Genomic DNA, 19,302 nt, shown 5'->3' with positions numbered 1-19,302 from the left:
CCCGGGTCGGGTGCGGGCCGCCGGCGGCGCCCGTCCTCACTCGGTCCGCAGGGCGACCGCGGTCCGGGTGCGGGCCGCCCAGCCGGCCGGCAGCAGGGCGCCGAGCAGGGCCAGCAGGAGACCGCCGAGCAGCAGCGGCAGCAGGTCGGCCGGGCCGTACACCGCGAGGATCGCGGGCGGCAGCCGCAGCCCCGCGCTGTGCGCCATCGCGGGCACCACCAGGCGCTGCAGCCCGACCCCCAGCGGCACCCCGGCCACCCCGCCGACCAGGCCGATCAGGGCGACCGAGGCGAGCACCATGGCGACGGTCTGGCGCGGCGTCATGCCGAGCGCCTTGGCCACCCCGAGGTCGCGCACCCGGTCCCGGGTGTCCAGCACCACCGCGTTGAGCACGCCGAGCCCGGCCACCGCGATCAGCATCAGGGTGAGCAGCGCGGTCAGCGCGTCCAGCACGATCAGCAGCTGGCTGGCCCCGCCCCCGCCGCCGACCTCGGCCCGGGCGCCGGTCGGCCGCAGCGCGGCGTTGAGCGCGGTGGTGTAGGCGTTCGGGTCGGTGCCGTGCTGCAGCGCGACGTAGAACAGGTCCGCCTTGAGCTCCGGTTCGGCGGCGGTCAGGGTGGCGGCGTCGGTGAGCAGCGCCAGGCCGTCGTTCTGGGTGGAGAACTCCTCGCCGGTGATCCGCACCCGCAGCTGCTGCCCGCGGTCGGTGACGGTGACCGTGTCGCCGACCCGGGTGCCGGTGGCGGTCAGGAAGCCGGTCGGGGCCACCGCCTCCCCCGCGCCGCGGAACCACCGGCCCTGCACCAGCTGGAAGCCGCCCCAGGAGGCGTCGCCGAGGAAGGCGGTGACCGCGACCGAGCCGGTGGTGCCGACGGCACCGACCTGGGTGTGCGCGGTGCCGAACACCGCCGAGGTCCCGGTCTGCGCCCGGATCGCGGCGAGCATCGCGGCCGTGTCGCCGGAGCTGGCGCCGTCTCCGGCGGTGGCGCCGGGCGCGCCGGCACCGGTCGGCGGCATCGCGGCGACCACGGTGACGTCCGCCCTGCTCTGCTTGGCCTGCTGGATCCGCTGCAGCGAGCTGCCCATCCCGAAGGCGAAGGTCACCGCCAGGGTGCCGAGCAGCACCGCGCTGACCATGGCCAGCGAGCGGGCCGGCTTGGCGAACGGCCGGGCCAGCCCCAGGGTGACCGGCCGCGGCAGCGGCAGCCGCACCGCCAGCCGGGTGGCCGCCCGTCCGCGTCCGGCCGTCGGGGTGCGGCCGACGGCCAGCGCCGCCACGGTGCGCAGCCGCCCGGCCCGCAGCGCGGCGGCGAACGCCGTCCCGGCCACCAGCAGCAGCGTGCCGGCGACCACCGCCACGTCCACCCACGGCGCGACCGAGAGCGAGCTGGTGCCGTAGACCTGCTCGGCCCCCGAGAGCACCGCGCCGGCGCCGAGGTTGCCGAGCACCGCGCCGACCAGGGTGCCCGCCGCGGCCGGCACCAGCGCCTGCACCAGGTAGGCGCCGACCACCTGGGCCGGCGTGAGGCCGACCGCCTTGAGGATCCCGATCCGCCGGGTGCCGCTGCCCACCGCGCCGGCCACCACGTTGCCGACGATCAGCACCGACATGCCGAGCCCGAGCAGGCCGAAGGCGGTGAGGAAGGGCAGGAAGAGCCCGGTGCTCTTCGTGTTGCCGGCCTTGACGTCCAGCCAGCCGCGGCTGCCGACCGGCGAAGAGGCCGGGGCGGCGGCGGTCACCGCGGCGCGGTCGGCGGCCAGCTGGGCGGCGGTGCCGGCCCGGGCGAACCGGTAGAGCAACTGCCAGCCGGCCGTGCCGGTGAGCCGCGCCGCCTGGTCCGGGGTCAGCCAGCCGTCCGCGGTGGCACTGACCGAGCGGGCCACCCCGACCACGGTCAGCTCGGTGCCGCCCACCTCCAGCTTCTGGCCCACCGTCAGCCGGACCCCGCTGTAGTCCGCGGAGGCGACCAGCTGACCGGGCCCGTCCGCCCAGTGCCCGGAGAGCAGCGCGACCCGGTCCACCGGTCCCCCGGCGTCGGCCCGCCCGACCAGGCTCATCGGTGCGAGCCTCATCCCGGCCGGCAGCTCCAGGCCGGCCCCGGGCTCCGGGTCGACCGTGACGGTGCGGAACGGCCCGGCGGTGGCGGTCACCCCGGCGGCCCGGGTGGTGGCGGCCAGTTGCTCGGCGGTGGCCCGGGCCGGGTCGTACTGCACGGTCAGGTGGGCGCCGCGCCCGCGGGCGAAGGCGTGGTCGAACGGCGCGTTGGAGGCCACCAGCAGCGAACCGCCGAGCACCGAGGCGGTGACCGCCACCATCGAGGCCAGCGCGATCACCAGGGTCTGCACCCGGCGGCGGCCGACGCCGGTCCGGGCCAGTCGCAGCAGCGTCCTCATCGCGCCACCGCCAGGGTGTCCGAGGCGATCCGGCCGTCGACGATCCGCACGGTGCGGGTGGCGCAGGCCTCGGCCAGCGCCAGGTCGTGGGTGACCAGCACGATCGTCTGCCCCTCCTGGTGCAGCTCGTTGAGCAGGCCCCTGACCTCCGCGCCGGAGGCCGAGTCCAGCGCCCCGGTCGGCTCGTCGGCCAGCAGCAGCGCCGGACGGTTCATCAGCGCCCGGGCCACCGCGACCCGTTGCCGCTCGCCGCCGGACAACCGGCCCGGGTAGGCCCGGGCGTGCCGGGCGATCCCCAGCGTGTCCAGCAGCTCACCGGCCCGGCGGCGGGCCACCGACCGCGGCACCCCGGTCAGTTCGGCCGGCAGCAGCACGTTGTCCAGCACCGTCAGGTCGTCCAGCAGGTGGAAGAACTGGAACACCATGCCGATCTTCTCCCGGCGGAACCGGGCCGCGGCCGCCTCGTTCAGGGTGTCCACCCGGGTGCCCGCCACCGTCACGGTGCCGCGGCTGGGGCGGTCGAGTCCGGCCACCAGGTTGAGCAGGGTCGACTTGCCGCTGCCGGAGGGGCCGAGCACGGCCACCGCCTCGCCCGCCGAGACGGTCAGCGAGACCTCCCGCAGCGCGGCCTGGCCGTCGTCGAACTCCTTGCTGGCACCGCTGACTTGGATTACCGGCTCGGTCATCGTCCCGCTCCCCTGTACGCCTCGTTCCCGACGCTCCAGACGCTACGGTCGCGGGCACGTCGGCCACGTCGCTCGGCCGAGCCATGTTCGGTCCGTCGAACGGATCATGGCCGCCGGCGTCATCCTTGTGATGTAGTCGCCCGATGTACTCGTGGATCTCGGGCCGCGACCGGCTGGGCTGGGTGTACCGGGGCGCTCCGCTGCCGCCGCCCACCCGGCGGCAGCGCGCCTTCGACGCGGTGGTGGCGTGCGCCTTCGCGCTGCTCGGCGCGCGGGCCGCCGCCAACACCCCCGACGCGCAGTTCACCGCGGTGCTGACCCCGCTGCTGGGGGCGCTGCCGGCGACGCCGCTGGTGCTGCGCCGGCGCTACCCGCTGTCCGTGCTCTGGCTGGTCGGGCTGGCCGTGCTGCCGCTCCGGAACGGCTGCCCGGACCTGGTCTTCCAGCTCTGCCTGCTGCTGCTCTTCACGGTCTACAGCACCGTGGTGCACGGCCCCTACCGGGGCGCGGTGCTGGTCAGCCTGCCGTTCGCCGCAGCGCTGCTGGTGGTGCTCTTCCCGAAGGCCGCGCTGCCCGACTTCCCCGTCGCCGTGGTCGCGGTGCTGCTGCTCTGCCCGGTGGTCATGGTGGCCGTCGGGCACCGGTTCTGGGCCGGGCGCACCGAGCAGGGCCGGCGCCGGCTGGCCGCGCTGGAGCAGGAGCAGCAGCAGGCGCTGCGCGACGCGGTGGGCCAGGAACGGGCCCGGATCGCCCGCGAGCTGCACGACGTGGTGACCCACAACGTGAGCGTGATGGTGATCCAGGCCGGGGCCGGCCGGATGGTGCTGGACGCCGATCCGGAGCTGGCCCGCGAGGCGCTGGCGGCGATCGAGACCGGCGGGCGCGCCGCGATGAGCGAACTGCGGCACGTGATGGGCCTGCTGACCATGGACAGTGCGGGCGAGCAGCCCGCCGCCGGTGCGCAGACCGTGCCGCAGCCGGGACTCGACGGCCTGGAGGCGCTGGTCGGCCGGATGCGCACCGCCGGGATCGCGGTCGAGCTGACCGTCGGCGGCACCCGCCGCCCGCTGCCGCCGGGTCTGGAACTGGCCGCCTACCGGGTGGTCCAGGAGGCGCTGACCAACGCCGTCAAGCACGCCGAGGGCGCCACCGCCACCGTCGACGTCGACTACGCCGCGGACCGGTTGACGGTCCAGGTGAGCAACACCGAGGGCCGCCCCGGCGCGGCCGCCGGCAGTGGCAACGGGCGCGGGCTGATCGGCCTGCGCGAGCGGGTCGCGGTCTACGGCGGCACCCTGCAGGCCGGCCGCCGGCTGACCGGCGGCTACCGTGTCAAGGCACTGATCCCCCTGGAGGCGCAATGACCGTCGATGCCACCGCCGTTGCCCCCCTGCGGGTGGTGATCGCGGACGACCAGGCGCTGGTCCGCACCGGCTTCCGGATGATCCTCGCCTCCCAGGGGATCGAGGTGGTGGCCGAGGCCGCCGACGGCGCGCAGGCCGTCTCGGCGGTCCGCCGCACCCGGCCCGACGTGGTGCTGATGGACATCCGGATGCCCGAGCTGGACGGCCTGGAGGCCACCCGGCGGATCCTCGCCGACGGCGACTCGCCGCCCCGGGTGATCGTGCTGACCACCTTCGACCTGGACCACTACGTGTACGCGGCGCTGTCCGCCGGAGCCAGCGGCTTCCTGCTCAAGGACGTCAGCCCCGAGCACCTGGTCGCCGCGGTGCGGATGGTGCAGTCCGGCGACGCGCTGCTGGCCCCGACCATCACCCGCCGCCTGGTGGCCCGGTTCGCCCCGCGCGAGGAGCGGCCCGCGGCGCCCGACCCGGCCGCGCAGCACCGCGGCCTGGCCAGCCTGACCGCCCGCGAGACCGAGGTGCTGCAGCAGTTGGCCCGCGGCCGGAGCAACGCCGAACTCGCCGCCGACCTGCACCTGTCCGAGGCCACCGTGAAGACCCACGTGGCCCGGACCCTGGCCAAGCTCGGCCTGCGCGACCGGGTCCAGGCCGTGGTGCTGGCCTACGAGACGGGCCTGGTCAGCCCCGGCGACGACCGGGGCTGACCGGGGCTGACCGGAACCGACCGGGCGTCACTCGCTGCGCAGCACCTCGGCGATGGTCAGCCGGGCCGCCGCGCGGGCGGGCAGCAGGGCGCCGAGCCCGGCGATCAGCACGCCCGCCAGGGCGAGCGCGGCCAGCAGCGGCGCCGACCAGACGTGCAGCATGGACCCGGGCAGCTCGACCCCGTCCACGCCGAAGGAGATCGGCACCATCAGCCGGTGCGCGAGCACCCCGAGCGGCATCCCGATCAGCCCGCCGACCAGGCCCACCGCGGCCATCGAGGTGACCATCATCGCCGTCACCTGACGCGGCGTCATGCCGATCGACTTGAGCATGCCCAGCTCGCGGCGGCGCTCGCGGGTGTTGAGCACCACGGTGTTGAAGACGCCCAGGGCGGTGACCGTGCCGAGCAGCAGGGTGAGGATGCCGGAGGTGCTGATCACCGTCACCGCGCCGGCGTTGACCGCCGTCGCGTCGTGCGGGTACAGCCCCGGGTCGACCGCCCGGACGGCCGCCAGGTAGCCGGCCACGTCCGTGCCGGGCGCGAGCTGCACGTCGTACTGCACGGACCAGTCGAGGGCCTTGTCGTCCGGTGCGATCGCCCGCACGGCCTGCCAGTCGGCGAAGACCAGGTCGGGGGCGCCCACCAGGGCCGCGCCGACGATGGTGAGCCGGCCCTGGCGACCGTCCAGGTCGAGGGTCACCCGGTCGCCGACGGCCAGGCCGCGCTTGTGCAGGAAGCCCGCCGAGGCGACCAGCTCCCCCGGACCGCTGAACCACCGCCCCTTGATCAGCGCCGGGCCCAGCTCGGCCGAGTCCCCGCGCATCGCGTTGACGGTGATCGGCTGCGGGAAGCCGACCAGCGCCGCGTCCACGTACGAGTCGGGCATCACGTGCACGGTGCCGGGCAGCGCCCGCAGCCCCGCCTCGACCTGCAGCGTGTCCAACCGCGGCTCGGTCTGCCCCATCCGGTGCTGACCGGAGTCGACCTCGACCGACCGGTGGCCGGTCCGCTCCACCGCGTCCCCGAACCTGGTCATGGTGCCGGTGAGGCCGGTGGTCATGGTGACCGTGGCGGCCCCGAGCACCACCGCGGCCAGGGTCAGCGCGGTCCGGCCGGGACGGGCGAACGGCAGCCCGAGCCCCAGGCTGACCGAGCGCGGCAGCCGGCTGCCGGCCAGCCCGCGCTGGACCCGCAGCGCCCGCCCGGCCCGCGGCGCGCTGCCCGCACTGATCGCGCGGGCGGCGGAGAGCCGGTGGGCGCGCAGCGCCGGGAGCAGCGCCGCGAGCACCACCACGGCGGGCAGGCCGAGCAGGGTCAGCACGTCCACCCACGGGCCGATCACGTAGTCCGTGCCGCCGAAGCCGCGCAGCGTCTGGGACACCAGCGGCCCGGCCGCCAGGTTGCCCAGTGCGGTTCCGATCCCGCACCCGACCACCGCCGGGACCGAGAGCATCGTCAGGTAGACCGCGACCACCTGGTTCGGGGTGAAGCCGATCGACTTGAGCACCCCGATGTGCCGGAACCCGGAGACCACGGCGCCACTGATCACGTTGCCGACGATCAGCACCGCCACGACCAGGCCGAGCACGCCGAAGGTCATCAGCAGCGGGACGTAGAGCGAGACCTGCCGGCCGACCTGCTCCTTGACCGTGAGGTAGGAGAGCGACGAGACGAGCGCGCCGGCGGGCAGTCCCCGGGTGACCAGGGCCCGGTCCGCGGCGACCTCGCCCGCCGAGCCGGCGTGCGAGAACCGGTAGAGCATCTGGACGGAGGTGGGGTGCAGGTCCGTCAGCTGGGCGGGCGTCACCCAGCCGTCGGCGGAGCCGGTCACGCCGGCGGCCACCCCGACCACGGTCAGGCTGCCGCGGCCGGCCACCACCCGGGTAGAGCCGAGCACCTCGCCGATCGGGCCGGCGCCGCGCGGGAGTGCCAGCACGAGCTCGCCCGGAGCGGTGGCCCAGCGGCCGGCCCACAGGTCCAGCCGGTCCACCGGTCCACCGGGATCGGCCCGCCCGACCAGGGTCGCGGCCTGGTCGGGCCGCCCGCCCGCCGGGTCGGTCAGGGCCACCCGGGCCTGGTCGAACGGGCCGGCCGCGGCCGTCACGCCGGGCTGCTCCGCGGTCCGGGCGAGTTGCGCCCCGGACACCTCGGCCGGATCGAACGAGGCCGTCAGCTGGGCTCCGCGCTGGGCGTCGAAGACCCGGTCGAACGGGGCGCTCGCCGCGTCCAGCAGCCCCAGCGCCACCACCAGCGTGGTGGCCGAGAGCATCACCACCAGGCCGATCACGAAGGTCTGCAGCCGCCGCCGCTTCACCGCGGCCCGCGACGCCCGCCACACCGCGCTCATCCGCCCACCCCGCTGACCCCGGCGAGCGCTTCGCGCACCCGCTCCTCGACTGTCCCGCTCCGCTCGTTCACGCCCGCTCCAGCGCGCGCTCGCGGGCGATCCTGCCGTCGGCCAGCTCGACCAGCCGGCTCGCGCACCGGGTGGCCAGGCGCTGGTCGTGGGTGACCATCAGCAGGGTCTGGCCGATCTGGTTGAGGTCGATCAGCAGGTCCATCACCTGCTCCCCGGCCCGGCTGTCCAGCGCGCCGGTCGGCTCGTCGGCGAGCAGCAGCGCCGGACGGTTCATCAGCGCCCGGGCCACCGCGACCCGCTGGCGCTCTCCCCCGCTGAGCGCCGCGGGGTAGACCGAGCGCCGGTCCGCGATGCCGAGCTCGTCCAGCAGCTCCAGCGCGCGCCGGCGGGCCTGCCGGGCCGAGCTGCCGGTGAGCTGGGCGGCCAGCGCCACGTTGTCCAGCGCCGGCAGGTCGTCGATCAGGTGGAAGAACTGGAAGACCATGCCGATCCGGTGCCGCCGGAACAGCGCCAGCCCGGTCTCGTTCAGCCTGCCGAGGTCCTCGCCGTTCACCTCCACCAGGCCCGCGCTCGGCCGGTCCAGCCCGGCCACCATGTTGAGCAGGGTGGACTTGCCGCAGCCCGAGGGCCCCATCACCGCGACCGCCTCGCCGGCCCGGATCTCCAGCGAGACCCCGTCCAGCGCGGCGGTCTCGCCGAACTCCTTGCGCACGCCGTCCAACCGGACGACCACGTCACTGCGCCCATCGTGGCGCTCATCGCTCATGGCACCGCAGCCTGCCGCAGCGCCCGCCCGGCCCGCGTCCCTCCCCGGGTGCAGGACCGGGCCGCCGTCATCCCGGGGATGTACGGACCGGTTCCCCCGGATGATGCGGCCGGGCGCCGGGCTCTGCCAGGGTGGGTCGCATGCACCCCGCCGCCCTCGACTGGATGGTCCCGGCACTGGCCGCGGCCCTGGCCGCCGTCGGCGCGCTGGGCGCCGCCCTGCTGCGCGAGCGGCGCCGGCACCGCCAGGCGCTGCAGGACCGCGGCTGGCTGCTGGAGCGCGAGCGGGAGAGCGCCGCGCGCGGCGCGGTGGACGCCGAGCGGGCCCGGATCGCCCAGGAGCTGCACGACATCGTCAGCCACAACGTGAGCCTGATGGTGGTGCAGGCCGCGGCGGCCCGCGAGGTGCTGGACACCATGCCGCAGGCGGCGGCCGCCGCGCTGGCCGCCGTGGCGGGCGCGGGCCGCGACGCGATGCGCGAACTGCGCCACCTGCTGGGCCTGCTGGCCCCCTCGCCGGACGGCGTCGAGGAGGACGCCGCCGGCGCCGACCTGGCCCCGCAGCCGAGCCTGCGGCAACTGGGCGCGCTGGTGGACCGGATCGCCTTCGCGGGGCTGCCGGTGGAGGTGCGGATCGACGGCGAGCCGCGCCCGCTGCCGGCCGGGATCGACCTGACGGCGTACCGGATCGTGCAGGAGGCGCTGACCAACGCGCTGCGGCACGGCGACGGGGGGAAGGCGGAGGTGACGGTGCGGTACTCGGAGCGCCACCTGCGGGTGGAGGTGCTCAACAGCGGACCGAGCGTGCTGCACGGCACCACCGCCGGGGCACCGGACCGGGGCGGCCCCGGCACCGGGCGCGGCCTGCTCGGCCTGCGCGAGCGGGTCGCGGTGTACGGCGGCAGCCTGGACGCCCGGCGCCGGCTCGGCGGCGGCTACCGGGTCCGGGCCAGGATCCCGCTGGCGGGGGCGTGACCGGCGCCGCGGCCGTCGAGCCGCCGCCCCGGGTGCTGATCGCGGACGACCAGGAGCTGATCCGCACCGGCTTCCGGCTGATCCTCACCGCACGCGGGATCGACGTGGTGGGCGAGGCCGCCGACGGGGTCGAGGCGGTGGCGCTGGCCGCCCGGCTGCGGCCGGACGTGGTGCTGATGGACATCCGGATGCCCGGGTTGGACGGGCTGGCGGCGGCCCGTCAGGTGCTGGCCCGGCAGCCGGACTGCCGGGTGCTGATGCTGACCACCTTCGACCTGGACCAGTACGTCTACGCCGCCCTCGCGCTCGGCGCCAGCGGCTTCCTGCTCAAGGACGTGACGGCCGCGCACCTGGCGGCGGCGGTGCGGCTGGTGGCCACCGGCGACGCGCTGCTGTCCCCCTCGATCACCCGCCGACTGGTCGAGCGGTTCGCCGACGGCCGGGCCGCGGCGGCCCCGGCCCCGGCGGTGCACCGGGACCTGGCCGCGCTGACGCCCCGTGAGCTGGAGGTGCTCACGCTGCTGGGCCGGGGGCTGTCCAACGCCGAACTGGCCGGGCACCTCACGCTGAGCGAGGCCACGGTGAAGACGCACGTCGCCCGGATCTTCGCCAAGCTCACCCTGCGCGACCGGGCCCAGGCCGTCGTGCTCGCCTACGAGACGGGACTGGTCGCGCCCGGCGACTGACGCCCGGGGCCGCGCGGAGCCGGGGCCCCGGGATCGGCCGGAGGATCAACGTTTCCGTTCGCGTCCGAAATCCGCCGGACAACCGACGCCCACGGCTGGTGAACTGACGCCCTGACACCCTCCCCGGCACTGCCGCGGGTTCCCACGGAGGTTTCGCGATGAGCACCCAGACCGACAAGGCCCTCGCCTTCCAGACCCTGCACCGGCCCGGTCGGCCGATCGCCCTGGCCAACGTGTGGGACGCCGCCGGCGCCCGGATCGTCGCCGCCACCGGCGCACCCGCGATCGCCACCACCAGCGCCGGGGTGGCCTGGGCCCTGGGCGCCCAGGACGGCGGTGCGCTGGGCCGGGCGCTGGCGGTGGAGCTGGTGGCCCGGGTGGCGGCCGCGGTGGACCTGCCGGTCACCGCCGACATCGAGGACGGCTACGCGGTGGACCCGGCCGGGGTGGGCGAGACCGTGGCCGAGGTGCTGGCGGCGGGCGCGGTCGGGATCAACCTGGAGGACTCGCTGCGCGCGGGCACCGCCCCGCTGCGCGAGGTGGACGACCAGGCGGCCCGGATCGCCGCGGCCCGCGCCGCCGCCGAGAGCGCCGGGGTCCCGCTCTACCTGAACGCCCGGATCGACACCTACCTGCGCGGGGTCGCCGACGACCCGGCCGAGCTGTACCGCCTCACCCTGGAGCGGGCCGCCGCCTACGTCGCCGCCGGGGCCAGCGGGGTCTTCGTGTTCGGCCTGCCGGACCGGCGCACCGTCGGTGAGCTGGCGGCGGCCCTGTCCGTCCCGCTCAACGTCCCCGGCGGGCCGGGACAGCCCTCGGTCGCCGAGCTGGGCGAGCTGGGCGTGGCCCGGGTCAGCCTGGGCTCCACCGTCGCGGAGAGCGCCTACTCGGTGGTCCAGCGCGCCGCCCGCGAGCTGTACGCCGAGGGCACCTACACCGAGCTCGGCACGGCCATCCCCTACGGCGAACTGAACGGCCTGCTGGGCTGACGCCGCCCCGCCCGGGCGTGCGCCCCCGGTCCGGTCGCGCCGTGGCCCGCGTCGCGCGCGCCCGCGCGGCCGCGGCCCCGGGGCGCCACGGATCTCGGCGAAGCCGCCCCCGGGGGCACGCGGCACTCCTAGACTGACCCTCAGTCACAGCACCGTCGCGTTCTGCGATCATGACCGGGTCGTGCGGGCGCGGCGTCGAGCGAGGTGAGCCGCCATGTGCCCGATCCTGACCGCCGCCCAGGCCGAGCCGGAGCCCGCGCCGCCGGACCTGGTCGGCTGGCTGGCCGGGCTGGACCCGGACCGGCTCTACCGCCTGCTGCGGGCCCGACCGGACGCCGCCGCCGAGCCCGCCCCGCACTCGCTCGACGAGCTGGCCGAGCGGCTGCTGCGCCCGGGCTCCGCCACCGCCGCGCTCCGCCGGCTGCCGCTGCCCTGCCTGCAGGCGGCCGAGGCGCTCTGCGCGCTGGGCGGCGGACCGGTGCCCCGGTCCCGGTTGGCCCGGCTGCTCGACGCCACCGCGGGCGAACGGGCCGCCGGACTGGACACCGCGCTCACCGCGCTGGCCGGCCAGGGCCTGCTGTGGACCGGCCCCGGGGACCGGCTGCACCCCAATCCGACCCTGCGTCAGGTCTGGCCCGCACCGCTGGGCCGGCCCGCCCCGCTCGCCGACCTGCTCGCCGGGGCCGGCTCCGCCGAGCTGCGCGAGCTGCTGACGGTGCTCCGGCTGCCGGTCCCGGTCGCCCGCCGGGACCGGCTGGCGGAGCTGTCCGCCCTGCTCGGCGACCCGGAGGCGGTGGCGGACCTGCTGGCCGGGGCACCGCCGGCGGTGCGCCCGCTGCTGCTGGAGGGCGCCGGCACCGCCCCCGCCCCGTTGGCTGTGGCCGAACCGGCCGGACTCGCCGCGCAGTGGGCGCACGAGCGCGGGCTGCTGGTGCGGGACCCGCACGGGTACGGACCGTCCCGGGTGCCGGGCGAGGTGGTGCTGGCGCTGCGCGGCCCGAGCTGGCACCCGCCGTTCGACCCGGTGCCGCCGCTGCCCGAGCTGGCGCCGGTCAGCGAGGCCGAGGTCGCCCGGGAGGCGGCCGCGGCGGCCACCGCCTTCACCACCCGGGCCGCCGCGCTGCTGGCCGCCTGCGCCGCCCACCCGCCCACCCTGCTGAAGGGCGGCGGCCTCGGCCCGCGCGAACTGGGCCGGCTGGCCCGCACCGCGCACTGCGCCGAGCCGCTGGTCCGCCTGGTGCTGGAGTGCGCGCTCGGTGCCGGGCTGCTGCTCGGCGGCGGCCGACCGGACGGTCGGCGCACCAGCCACCCGCCGCGCACCACCGGGCGGCCGCCCGACCCGGCCGCCGAGGGCGGCCCGCTGCAGCTCACCGCGGAGTACGAGGACTGGCGCACCCGCCCGCCGGCCGAGCAGTACGGCGCGCTGGTGGTGGCCTGGCTGACCATGCCGTACACCCCGACCGCCACCGTCGACCCGCAGGGCCGGCCGTGGCCCGCCCTGCTGGCCCGCCCCGCCAGTCCCTGCTGCCGGCACGCCCGGCGCGGCCTGCTCACCGCCGCCGGCCGGCTGCCCGCCGGGCACGGGGCCGCGGCGGCGGCCGGGCTCGGCCGACTGGTCGCCTGGCACCGCCCGCAGGCCGGCCGGCTGCCTGACCAGGCCTGGCCGTTCGCCACCGTGATCGCCGAGGCGGAGCTGCTCGGCGTGGTGGCCAGGGGCACCCTCTCCCCGCTCGGCGCGGCCCTGGCCGGGTACTCCGCCGAGCAGCCCGGGCCGCTGCGCGAGGCCGCCCGGGAGCTGCTGCCGGGCGCCACCGACCGGGCCCGGATCGGCGCCGACCTGACCGCCGTGGTGGCCGGCCCGCCGAGCGCCGGGCTGGCCGCCCTGCTGGACGCGGCCGCCGAACGCGAGACCCACGGCACCGCCTCGATCTGGCGGTTCACCGCCGAGGGCGTGCGGCGGGCCCTGGACGGCGGGCGGTCGCCGCAGCAGCTGACCGCCGAGCTGGCCCGGGCCGCCGACCTCGACCGACTGCCGCAGCCGCTCGCCTACCTGATCGCCGACACCGCCCGCCGGCACGGCCGGGTCAAGGTGCTGGCCTCCGGCTGCGTGCTGCACGGCGACGACCCGGCCCTGCTCGCCGAGCTGGCCGCGCACCGCGCGCTGGCCCACCTGCGGCTGCGCCGGCTGGCCCCCACCGTGCTGGTCAGCGCGGCCGGCCCGGACCGCACGCTGGCCGCGCTGCGCGCCGAGGGCTACGCCCCGGCGGCCGAGGGTGCCGACGGCCTGCTGCTGGTCGACCGCCCGGCACCGGTGCCGCCGCCGCGCGGCAGCGCCCCGGCCCGCCCCGCCCGGGCGCTGCCCACCGGCACCGCGCTGCGCCGGCTGGCCGCCCAGCTGCTCGCCGCGGGCCCGGCCACCACTCCCGCCACCGCCCTCCCCACCCTCACCGAGGCCGAGCTCGCCGCCGAGGCGCCGCGGCTGAGCCGCCCCGAGCTCACCCGGCTGGCCCGCGCGCTGCGCCTGGACCAGCCGGTCACCGTCGAGTACCTGACCGGCCACCACACCCTCGCCGAACACACCGTCACCACGCTCGCCCTCGACCCGCCCTACCTGCACGCCCACCACCGCGCCCTGCCCGGCCGGCCCACCACCCCCGTCACCTTCGAACTGCGCCGCCTGCACGGCGTGCGACCGCCCCCGGAGGCGCGCGGGGGCTGACCGGCCTGCACCGCCACCGGCTGACGCTCCGTCATCATGGGAGCCATGTCAGTCACCCTGCACCTGGCCCAGGAGCCCGAGGCGGACGCGCTGCTCGGGCGCAGTCCGTTGGCGGCGCTGCTCGGCATGCTCCTCGACCAGCAAGTGCCGATGGAGAAGGCGTTCAGCGGTCCGCTGGTGATCGCCCGGCGGATGGGCGGCGAGGAGCTGGACGCGGCGGCGATCGCCGGCTACGAGCCGGAGGCGTTCGGCGCGCTGCTGTCCGAGAAGCCGGCGGTGCACCGGTACCCGGGGGCGATGGCCAAGCGGGTGCAACTGCTCTGCCAGTTCCTGATGGAGCACTACGGCGGGGACGCCGAGGCGGTCTGGCGCGGGGTGGGCAGCGGGGCCGAACTGCTGGACCGGCTGACCGCGCTGCCCGGCTTCGGGGTGCAGAAGTCGCAGATCTTCCTGGCGCTGCTGGGCAAGCAGTTCGGGGTGCGGCCGGAGGGCTGGCGCGCGGCCGCCGGCGCGTACGGGGAGGACGGCTGCCACCGCTCGGTCGCCGACATCACCGGCCCCGAGTCGCTGGCCGAGGTCCGCGCGTACAAGCAGCAGGCCAAGGCTGCGGCGAAGAAGACCGCCGCGGTCAGGAATACCACGGCACCCAGGCGGAGGACGTGACCGCCGGACCCAAGCGGAGGACGTGACCGCCGGACCAGCCGCGCGGCGCGGCGGGTCCGGCGGCCGGCCGGCTCAGCCGGTCGGGACCCGCCAGCGCTGGGCGCCGGTGCCGTTGCAGTCGTAGAGCTGCAGCAGGGTGCCGTCCGCGCTGCGGCTGCTCGGCAGGTCCAGGCAGCGGCCGGCGGCGGGGTGGTACAGCGAGCCGTTGGGGCGCGGCCACCACTGCTGGGCGCCGGTGCCGTCGCAGCCGGACACCTGGACCTGGGTGCCGTCGGCGGTGCCGTCCTGCAGCGCGTCCAGGCAGCGGCCCAGCGCCCGGACGGTGCCGTCGCCGGCCAGGGTCCAGTGCTGCGCGTCGGAACCGTCGCAGGTCCGCAGCCGCACCGGGGTGCCGCCGTCCCCGGCCCCGCCCGCGTCCAGGCACTTGGCGGCCGCACCGGTGATCGGCCCGGTCGGCGGGGCGGCGGGGCCCACGTCGAAGGAGGGCGGCGCGTCGGCCGGGTCGTGGCCCCACACCGGGTCGGGCACCGCCGCGAGGTCGTAGTCCAGCGTGCCGCCCCGGGCCACCAGCTCCTCGCCCAGCCACGGCCGGGTGCTCGGCCGCCCGTCGACCCGCAACCCGTGCACGTAGCGGGCCGCCCGGCTCGCCGCGGGCGCGCTGATGTCGATGCTGACGCCGGTGCCCCGGGTGATCGTGGTCTGCGGGAAGAGCGGGCTGGCCAGCACCAGTTCGGCCCGGCCCGGCGCCTGCGGGTACAGGCCGAGCGCCGCCCAGACCGCCCAGGAGCTCATCTCGCCCAGGTCGTCGTTGCCCGCCTCGCCGTCGGGCTCGGCGCTGAACAGCGTGGTCAGCGCGGTGCGCACGACGTCCGCGGTGCGGTCCGGGCGGCCCGCGTAGTCGTAGGCCCAGGGGGTGTTGAGCGAGGGCTCGTTGCCCAGGTACGCGTACGGCCGCTCCGGGCCGGCGTTGAGCTGCTGGAAGAAGGCGTCCAGCCGCGGCACCACCGCCCCGTCGCCGCCCATCGCGTCGAACAGGCCGCGGTGGTTGTACGGGACCATCCAGGTGTACTGGGCGCCGTTGCCCTCGGTGTAGTGGTCGCCGGAGGCCGGGTCGAAGGCGGGCCAGCCGTGGTCGGCGTCGCGCGGCTGCAGGTAGCGGCCGACCGGGTTGAAGAGGTTGCGCCAGTTGGCCGAGGCGCGCAGCAGCGCCTCGTGGTCGGCGCCGTCGCCGAGCCGTCCGGCCAGCTGGGCGAGCGCGAAGTCCGCGCTGGTGTACTCCAGCGTGCCGGCCGCCGGGCCCCACTCGCCCGGGGTGCCGACCGGCAGGTAGCCCAAGGTGTCGTAGGCCTGGTGCCCGGGCCGCTCGCGGCCGTCCGCGCGGCCGGCCAGCGCGCGGCGCAGCAGCTCGGCGGCGTCGAAGTCGGTCGCGCCGAAGGCGTGGACGCTCGCGGCGATCACCGGCAGCGGATCGCCGACCATCACGCCGGTGCCGCCGGCGGCCAGCGTCCAGCGGTCGAAGTAGCCGGCCTGGACGCCCTGCTCGAGCAGCGACTGCGCGATGTCCGAGGCCCGGGCGGGGTCGAGCAGGGCGACCAGCTGGACCTGCGAGCGGTACACGTCCCAGCCGGAGAAGTCGGCGTACTGGACCCGGCCCGCCGCGGTGCGGTGCACCGTGCCGTCCATCCCGGGGTAGCTGCCGTCGGTGTCGCTGAGCGCGCTGGGGTGCAGCAGCGAGTGGTAGAGCGCGGTGTAGAGCAGCCGGCGGTCCGGCTCGGTGCCGCCGGCCACCGCGATCCGGCCGAGCAGCTCGTTCCAGGCGGCCCGGCTCGCGTCGCGGACCCGGTCCAGGCCGCCCGACGGGTCGCCCTGCTCGGCGGCCAGGTTGGCCGCCGCGCCCGCGGCGCTGGTGAAGGAGAGGCCGAGCCGGACCGTCACGGTGGCGCCGGGCTCGAAGGAGACCATCGCCTGCGCACCGGATCCGGCCGCGGGCGCCTCGGGGTGCACCGGCCGCATCCGGTTCCCGGCCGCCTGCTGCGCGGCCGCCGTGCGGGCCGGCTGCGGGGCGATGCCCGGGCTGTGCCCGCCGGCGGTGCGCCGGCCGGTGTCGACCCGGTCGCCCTGCACGATGCCCGCGGTGCTGAACGGGTGGTCGAAGACCGCCGTGAAGTACACCCGGTACCGGTTGCCGGTCCCGCAGAAGCCGCCGCTGTCGGTGTACCCGGACAGGGTGTCGGTGCCGATCGTGATCGAGCCGCTGGCGTCGTTGAACGCCCGCCCGGCGTCCACCAGCAGCGAGGCGGTCTGCCCGGCCGGGTAGCTGAACCGCGCGATCCCCGAGCGCGCGGTCGCGGCCAGCTCGGTGCGCAGCCCGTTGTCGAAGGTGACGGCGTAGCTGCCCGGGGCCGCGCTCTCCTGCGCGTGCGAGAACGACTCCGCGCCCACCGGCCGGTCGCCCAGCAGCGGCAGGAACGGTGTGGTGCCGTAGTCGCCGCAGCCCGCGCCGGAGATGTGGGTCAGGCTGAAGCCGCGGATCCGCCGGTCGTCGTAGGAGTAGCCGCCGTGCTGGTAGACCACGGTGTCCGGGCTCCACTGGAGCATGCCGAACGGGGCGGTGGCGCCCGGGAAGGTGTTCCCCGCGCCGCCGCCGTTGCCGTAGTCCACGGCGGTCTGCCGGGTGCCGGTGAACGTGTCGACGTACCGGGCCGGGTCCTCCACGGTCGTCCGGTGCAAGCGGGCCGCGGCCCGGTGGGCCGCGAGGGCGGGGGCGGCGGCGACCGGGCCGAGCAGCAGGGCAGCGCCCAGTGCGATGATCTGACGGACTCTCATGCGACCATCGTCCGGCCGGTGCGGATACGCACCGCTGCGCGACAGACCGTCAGTCGCCCGGAAGGCGTACCCGGGGGTCGGTCCCGGCCTCTACCATCGGCGGGACACCACCGGGAGGGGAACGGACATGGCCGAGACCGAGAGCCGCGGCGCCGAGGCGACGATGATCGCGGAGGCCCGCACGGCGTTCTTCGTGGTGTTCGGGCTGCTCGCGCTGGTCTGGGCGGTGCAGCTGGGCAACTGGTCGGACGGCGGCGCGCTCTCCGTGCAGTACGGCATCCGCCCGCACGAGCTCGCCTCGCTGCCGAAGTTCTTCACCGCCCCGCTGCTGCACTTCGGCTGGGCCCACCTGGAGGCCAACTCCGGCCCGCTCTTCGTCTTCGCCTTCCTGGCCGCCTACCGTGGCGTGGCGCGGTTCCTGCTGCTGACCGTGCTGCTGTCGGTCAGTAGCGGACTGGCCGTGTGGATCTTCCAGAGCCCGAACAGCGTGACGGTCGGCGCCAGCGGCCTGCTCTTCGGCCTCTTCGCCTACGTGGTGCTGCGCGGGATCTTCGACCGGCACCTGATCGACACCCTGATCGGCCTGGTGATGGCGGCCAGCTTCGCCTACCTGGTCTTCGGCGCGCTGCCGGGCGCCCCGGGCGGGGTGAGCTGGCTGGACCACCTCGGCGGCCTGGCCGGCGGCTGCCTCGGCGCCTGGCTGCTGCGCGACCGGCACCCCGGCGGGTCCACCGCCACCGCGGCACCGGCCGGTGCCGCCAAGGGCGCCCCCTCCGAGCGCTCCGCCCTGCTGAAGGAGCTCGACGACCTGGGCCTCTGAGCGGATCGGCGCGGACCGGCACGGACCGGCGCGGACCGGCTCCGCGCCCCGCGACACGCCCGTTTAGGTCTAGACCATTTTCCGGACCCCGGATAGCGTGGGCCGAGCCGCCGTCCCCTCGCCCCGGAGCGCCCCGTGCAGTCGTCCGTCCTCGCCTTCGCCACCGACCTGATCGACGAGGGTGCGGACACCTTCTTCGGCCGGCTCACCGACCGGGCCGGCGTCGGCGGCGTCACGCTGGCCGCCGTCTACCACGAGGCGCGCGACGTCTTCCCGCACCACCCGACCCGGGTGGTCCGCTACCTGGAGCCGGGCGCGGCGTACTTCCGCCCCGACCCGGCCCGCTGGGCCGGGCAGCGGCTCGCCCCGCCGCCGGCCCGCGCCATCGGCGACCGCGACCCGTTCGCCGAGGCCGCCGAGCAGACCCGCCGGCGCGGCCTGAAGCTGCACGCCTGGACCGTCTTCTGCCACAACGACCGGCTCGGCTTCGAGCACCCGGACTGCGCCCCCGCCAACGCCTTCGGCGACCGCCTGCTCACCGAGCTGTGCCCCGCCCACCCCGAGGTGCGCCGCTACGCGCTGACCCTGGTGGACGAGCTGGCCCGGTACGGCGTGGACGCGATCCGCGCCGAGTCGCTGCACTTCCACGGCCTGCGGCACGGCTACCACCACGAGCGCTACTTCGAGGAGCTCGGCCCGTTCGCCGAGGCACTGCTCGGCATCTGCTTCTGCCCGCACTGCACCGCCGCCGCCACCGCCCGCGGCGTGGCCGCCGAGCGGGTGCGCGAGGAGGTGGCCGCCGAGCTGCGCCGCCGGCTGGCCGAGGAGGACGCCGCCGCCGAGCCCGGCGCGCTGGACCGGCTGGCCGACGGCGAGCTGGCCGCCTACCTGGAGGCGAGCTGTGCCACCGTCACCTCGCTCGCCGCCGAGCTGGCCGAGCGGGCCGGGCAGCACGGGATGCGGCTGAGCTTCATGGACGCCGGCGGTCCCGGTACCGGCTGGCTCTCCGGCATCGACCTGCCCGCCCTGACCAAGGCCGGGGTGGGCATCGAGACCCTCGGCTACGCCAGGACCGCCGACGCCGTGCGCGAGAAGGTCGCCGCCTTCGGGCTGCACGGGGTCCGCCCGGCCGAGCTCGCGGTGATCCTGCGGCCGATGGCGCAGGACTGCGACGGGCCGGCCAACCTGGCCGAGAAGATCGCGGTGCTGCGCGGGCTCGGCGTGCCGGAGGTCGAGTTCTACAACTACGGACTGATGCGGCTCTCCTCGCTGGACCGGATCGGCGCAGCTCTGCGGGGGTGAGCGCGACGGACCCGGCGGCTCCCGCACGGTGTGGCGGGGCCGGCCTGC

14 protein-coding genes are annotated in these 19,302 nt (G+C 76.7%); 9 read left to right on the top strand and 5 right to left on the bottom strand.

Annotated features, from left to right (window positions below; all coding sequences use genetic code 11):
* Nucleotides 1-36: 36 nt before the first annotated feature.
* Nucleotides 37-2,394, bottom strand: coding sequence for an ABC transporter permease (locus ACFW1A_RS03005; RefSeq protein WP_380403075.1), 2,358 nt, complete (start codon nt 2,392-2,394; stop codon nt 37-39).
* Complete coding sequence (locus ACFW1A_RS03000) at nt 2,391-3,080, bottom strand: ABC transporter ATP-binding protein (RefSeq protein ID WP_380403072.1); 690 nt, start codon at nt 3,078-3,080, stop codon at nt 2,391-2,393. The genes ACFW1A_RS03005 and ACFW1A_RS03000 overlap by 4 nt, the downstream gene beginning before the upstream one ends.
* Before the next feature lie 143 nt (nt 3,081-3,223).
* On the opposite strand from ACFW1A_RS03000, the gene ACFW1A_RS02995 reads away from it, so the two are divergent.
* Complete coding sequence (locus ACFW1A_RS02995) at nt 3,224-4,444, top strand: sensor histidine kinase (RefSeq protein WP_380403069.1); 1,221 nt, start codon at nt 3,224-3,226, stop codon at nt 4,442-4,444.
* Nucleotides 4,441-5,148, top strand: a complete 708-nt coding sequence (locus tag ACFW1A_RS02990; RefSeq protein WP_380403066.1) for a response regulator — start codon at nt 4,441-4,443, stop codon at nt 5,146-5,148. The genes ACFW1A_RS02995 and ACFW1A_RS02990 overlap by 4 nt, the downstream gene beginning before the upstream one ends.
* Before the next feature lie 27 nt (nt 5,149-5,175).
* Here the strand turns inward: ACFW1A_RS02990 and ACFW1A_RS02985 are convergent, their stop codons facing one another.
* Together ACFW1A_RS02985 and ACFW1A_RS02980 are read right to left on the bottom strand one after the other, a co-directional pair.
* Nucleotides 5,176-7,497 (bottom strand): ABC transporter permease, encoded by a 2,322-nt coding sequence (locus tag ACFW1A_RS02985; protein ID WP_380403063.1) that lies wholly within the window; start codon nt 7,495-7,497, stop codon nt 5,176-5,178.
* 67 nt (nt 7,498-7,564) lie between these two features.
* Nucleotides 7,565-8,275, bottom strand: a complete 711-nt coding sequence (locus ACFW1A_RS02980) for an ABC transporter ATP-binding protein (RefSeq protein WP_380403060.1) — start codon at nt 8,273-8,275, stop codon at nt 7,565-7,567.
* A gap of 140 nt (nt 8,276-8,415) precedes the next feature.
* Here ACFW1A_RS02980 and ACFW1A_RS02975 point away from each other — a divergent pair, with 140 nt between their 5' ends.
* The 5 genes from ACFW1A_RS02975 (at nt 8,416) to ACFW1A_RS02955 (ending at nt 14,306) form a co-directional block, all read left to right on the top strand.
* Nucleotides 8,416-9,249: a sensor histidine kinase gene (locus ACFW1A_RS02975; protein ID WP_380403057.1), complete on the top strand. Its 834-nt coding sequence runs from the start codon at nt 8,416-8,418 to the stop codon at nt 9,247-9,249.
* On the top strand, nt 9,246-9,935 hold the full coding sequence (locus ACFW1A_RS02970) for a response regulator (RefSeq protein ID WP_380403054.1): 690 nt from the start codon (nt 9,246-9,248) through the stop codon (nt 9,933-9,935). Before ACFW1A_RS02975 ends, ACFW1A_RS02970 begins: the two co-directional genes overlap by 4 nt.
* A 158-nt stretch (nt 9,936-10,093) precedes the next feature.
* Nucleotides 10,094-10,924 carry an isocitrate lyase/phosphoenolpyruvate mutase family protein gene (locus ACFW1A_RS02965; RefSeq protein ID WP_380403051.1) on the top strand — a complete coding sequence of 277 codons (831 nt, stop codon included), beginning with the start codon at nt 10,094-10,096 and terminating at the stop codon, nt 10,922-10,924.
* 214 nt (nt 10,925-11,138) lie between these two features.
* Nucleotides 11,139-13,643, top strand: coding sequence for a helicase-associated domain-containing protein (locus ACFW1A_RS02960; protein WP_380403048.1), 2,505 nt, complete (start codon nt 11,139-11,141; stop codon nt 13,641-13,643).
* Nucleotides 13,644-13,688: 45 nt separating this feature from the next.
* The gene (locus ACFW1A_RS02955; protein ID WP_380403045.1) at nt 13,689-14,306 is read left to right on the top strand and encodes an HhH-GPD-type base excision DNA repair protein; all 618 of its coding nucleotides are present in this window, start codon (nt 13,689-13,691) and stop codon (nt 14,304-14,306) included.
* Nucleotides 14,307-14,378: 72 nt separating this feature from the next.
* On the opposite strand, the gene ACFW1A_RS02950 is transcribed toward ACFW1A_RS02955, so the two are convergent.
* Complete coding sequence (locus ACFW1A_RS02950) at nt 14,379-17,132, bottom strand: GH92 family glycosyl hydrolase (RefSeq protein WP_380403042.1); 2,754 nt, start codon at nt 17,130-17,132, stop codon at nt 14,379-14,381.
* A gap of 127 nt (nt 17,133-17,259) precedes the next feature.
* On the opposite strand from ACFW1A_RS02950, the gene ACFW1A_RS02945 reads away from it, so the two are divergent.
* Together ACFW1A_RS02945 and ACFW1A_RS02940 are read left to right on the top strand one after the other, a co-directional pair.
* Nucleotides 17,260-17,952: a rhomboid family intramembrane serine protease gene (locus ACFW1A_RS02945; protein ID WP_380403039.1), complete on the top strand. Its 693-nt coding sequence runs from the start codon at nt 17,260-17,262 to the stop codon at nt 17,950-17,952.
* 135 nt (nt 17,953-18,087) lie between these two features.
* Nucleotides 18,088-19,254, top strand: coding sequence for a hypothetical protein (locus ACFW1A_RS02940; protein ID WP_380403036.1), 1,167 nt, complete (start codon nt 18,088-18,090; stop codon nt 19,252-19,254).
* Nucleotides 19,255-19,302 lie beyond the last annotated feature (48 nt).

Source organism: Kitasatospora sp. NPDC058965 (assembly GCF_042741245.1).
Classification (GTDB): Bacteria; Actinomycetota; Actinomycetes; order Streptomycetales; family Streptomycetaceae; genus Kitasatospora.
The sequence above is the reverse complement of the archived record's forward strand: the minus strand, read 5'-3'. Positions and strand labels throughout refer to the sequence as shown.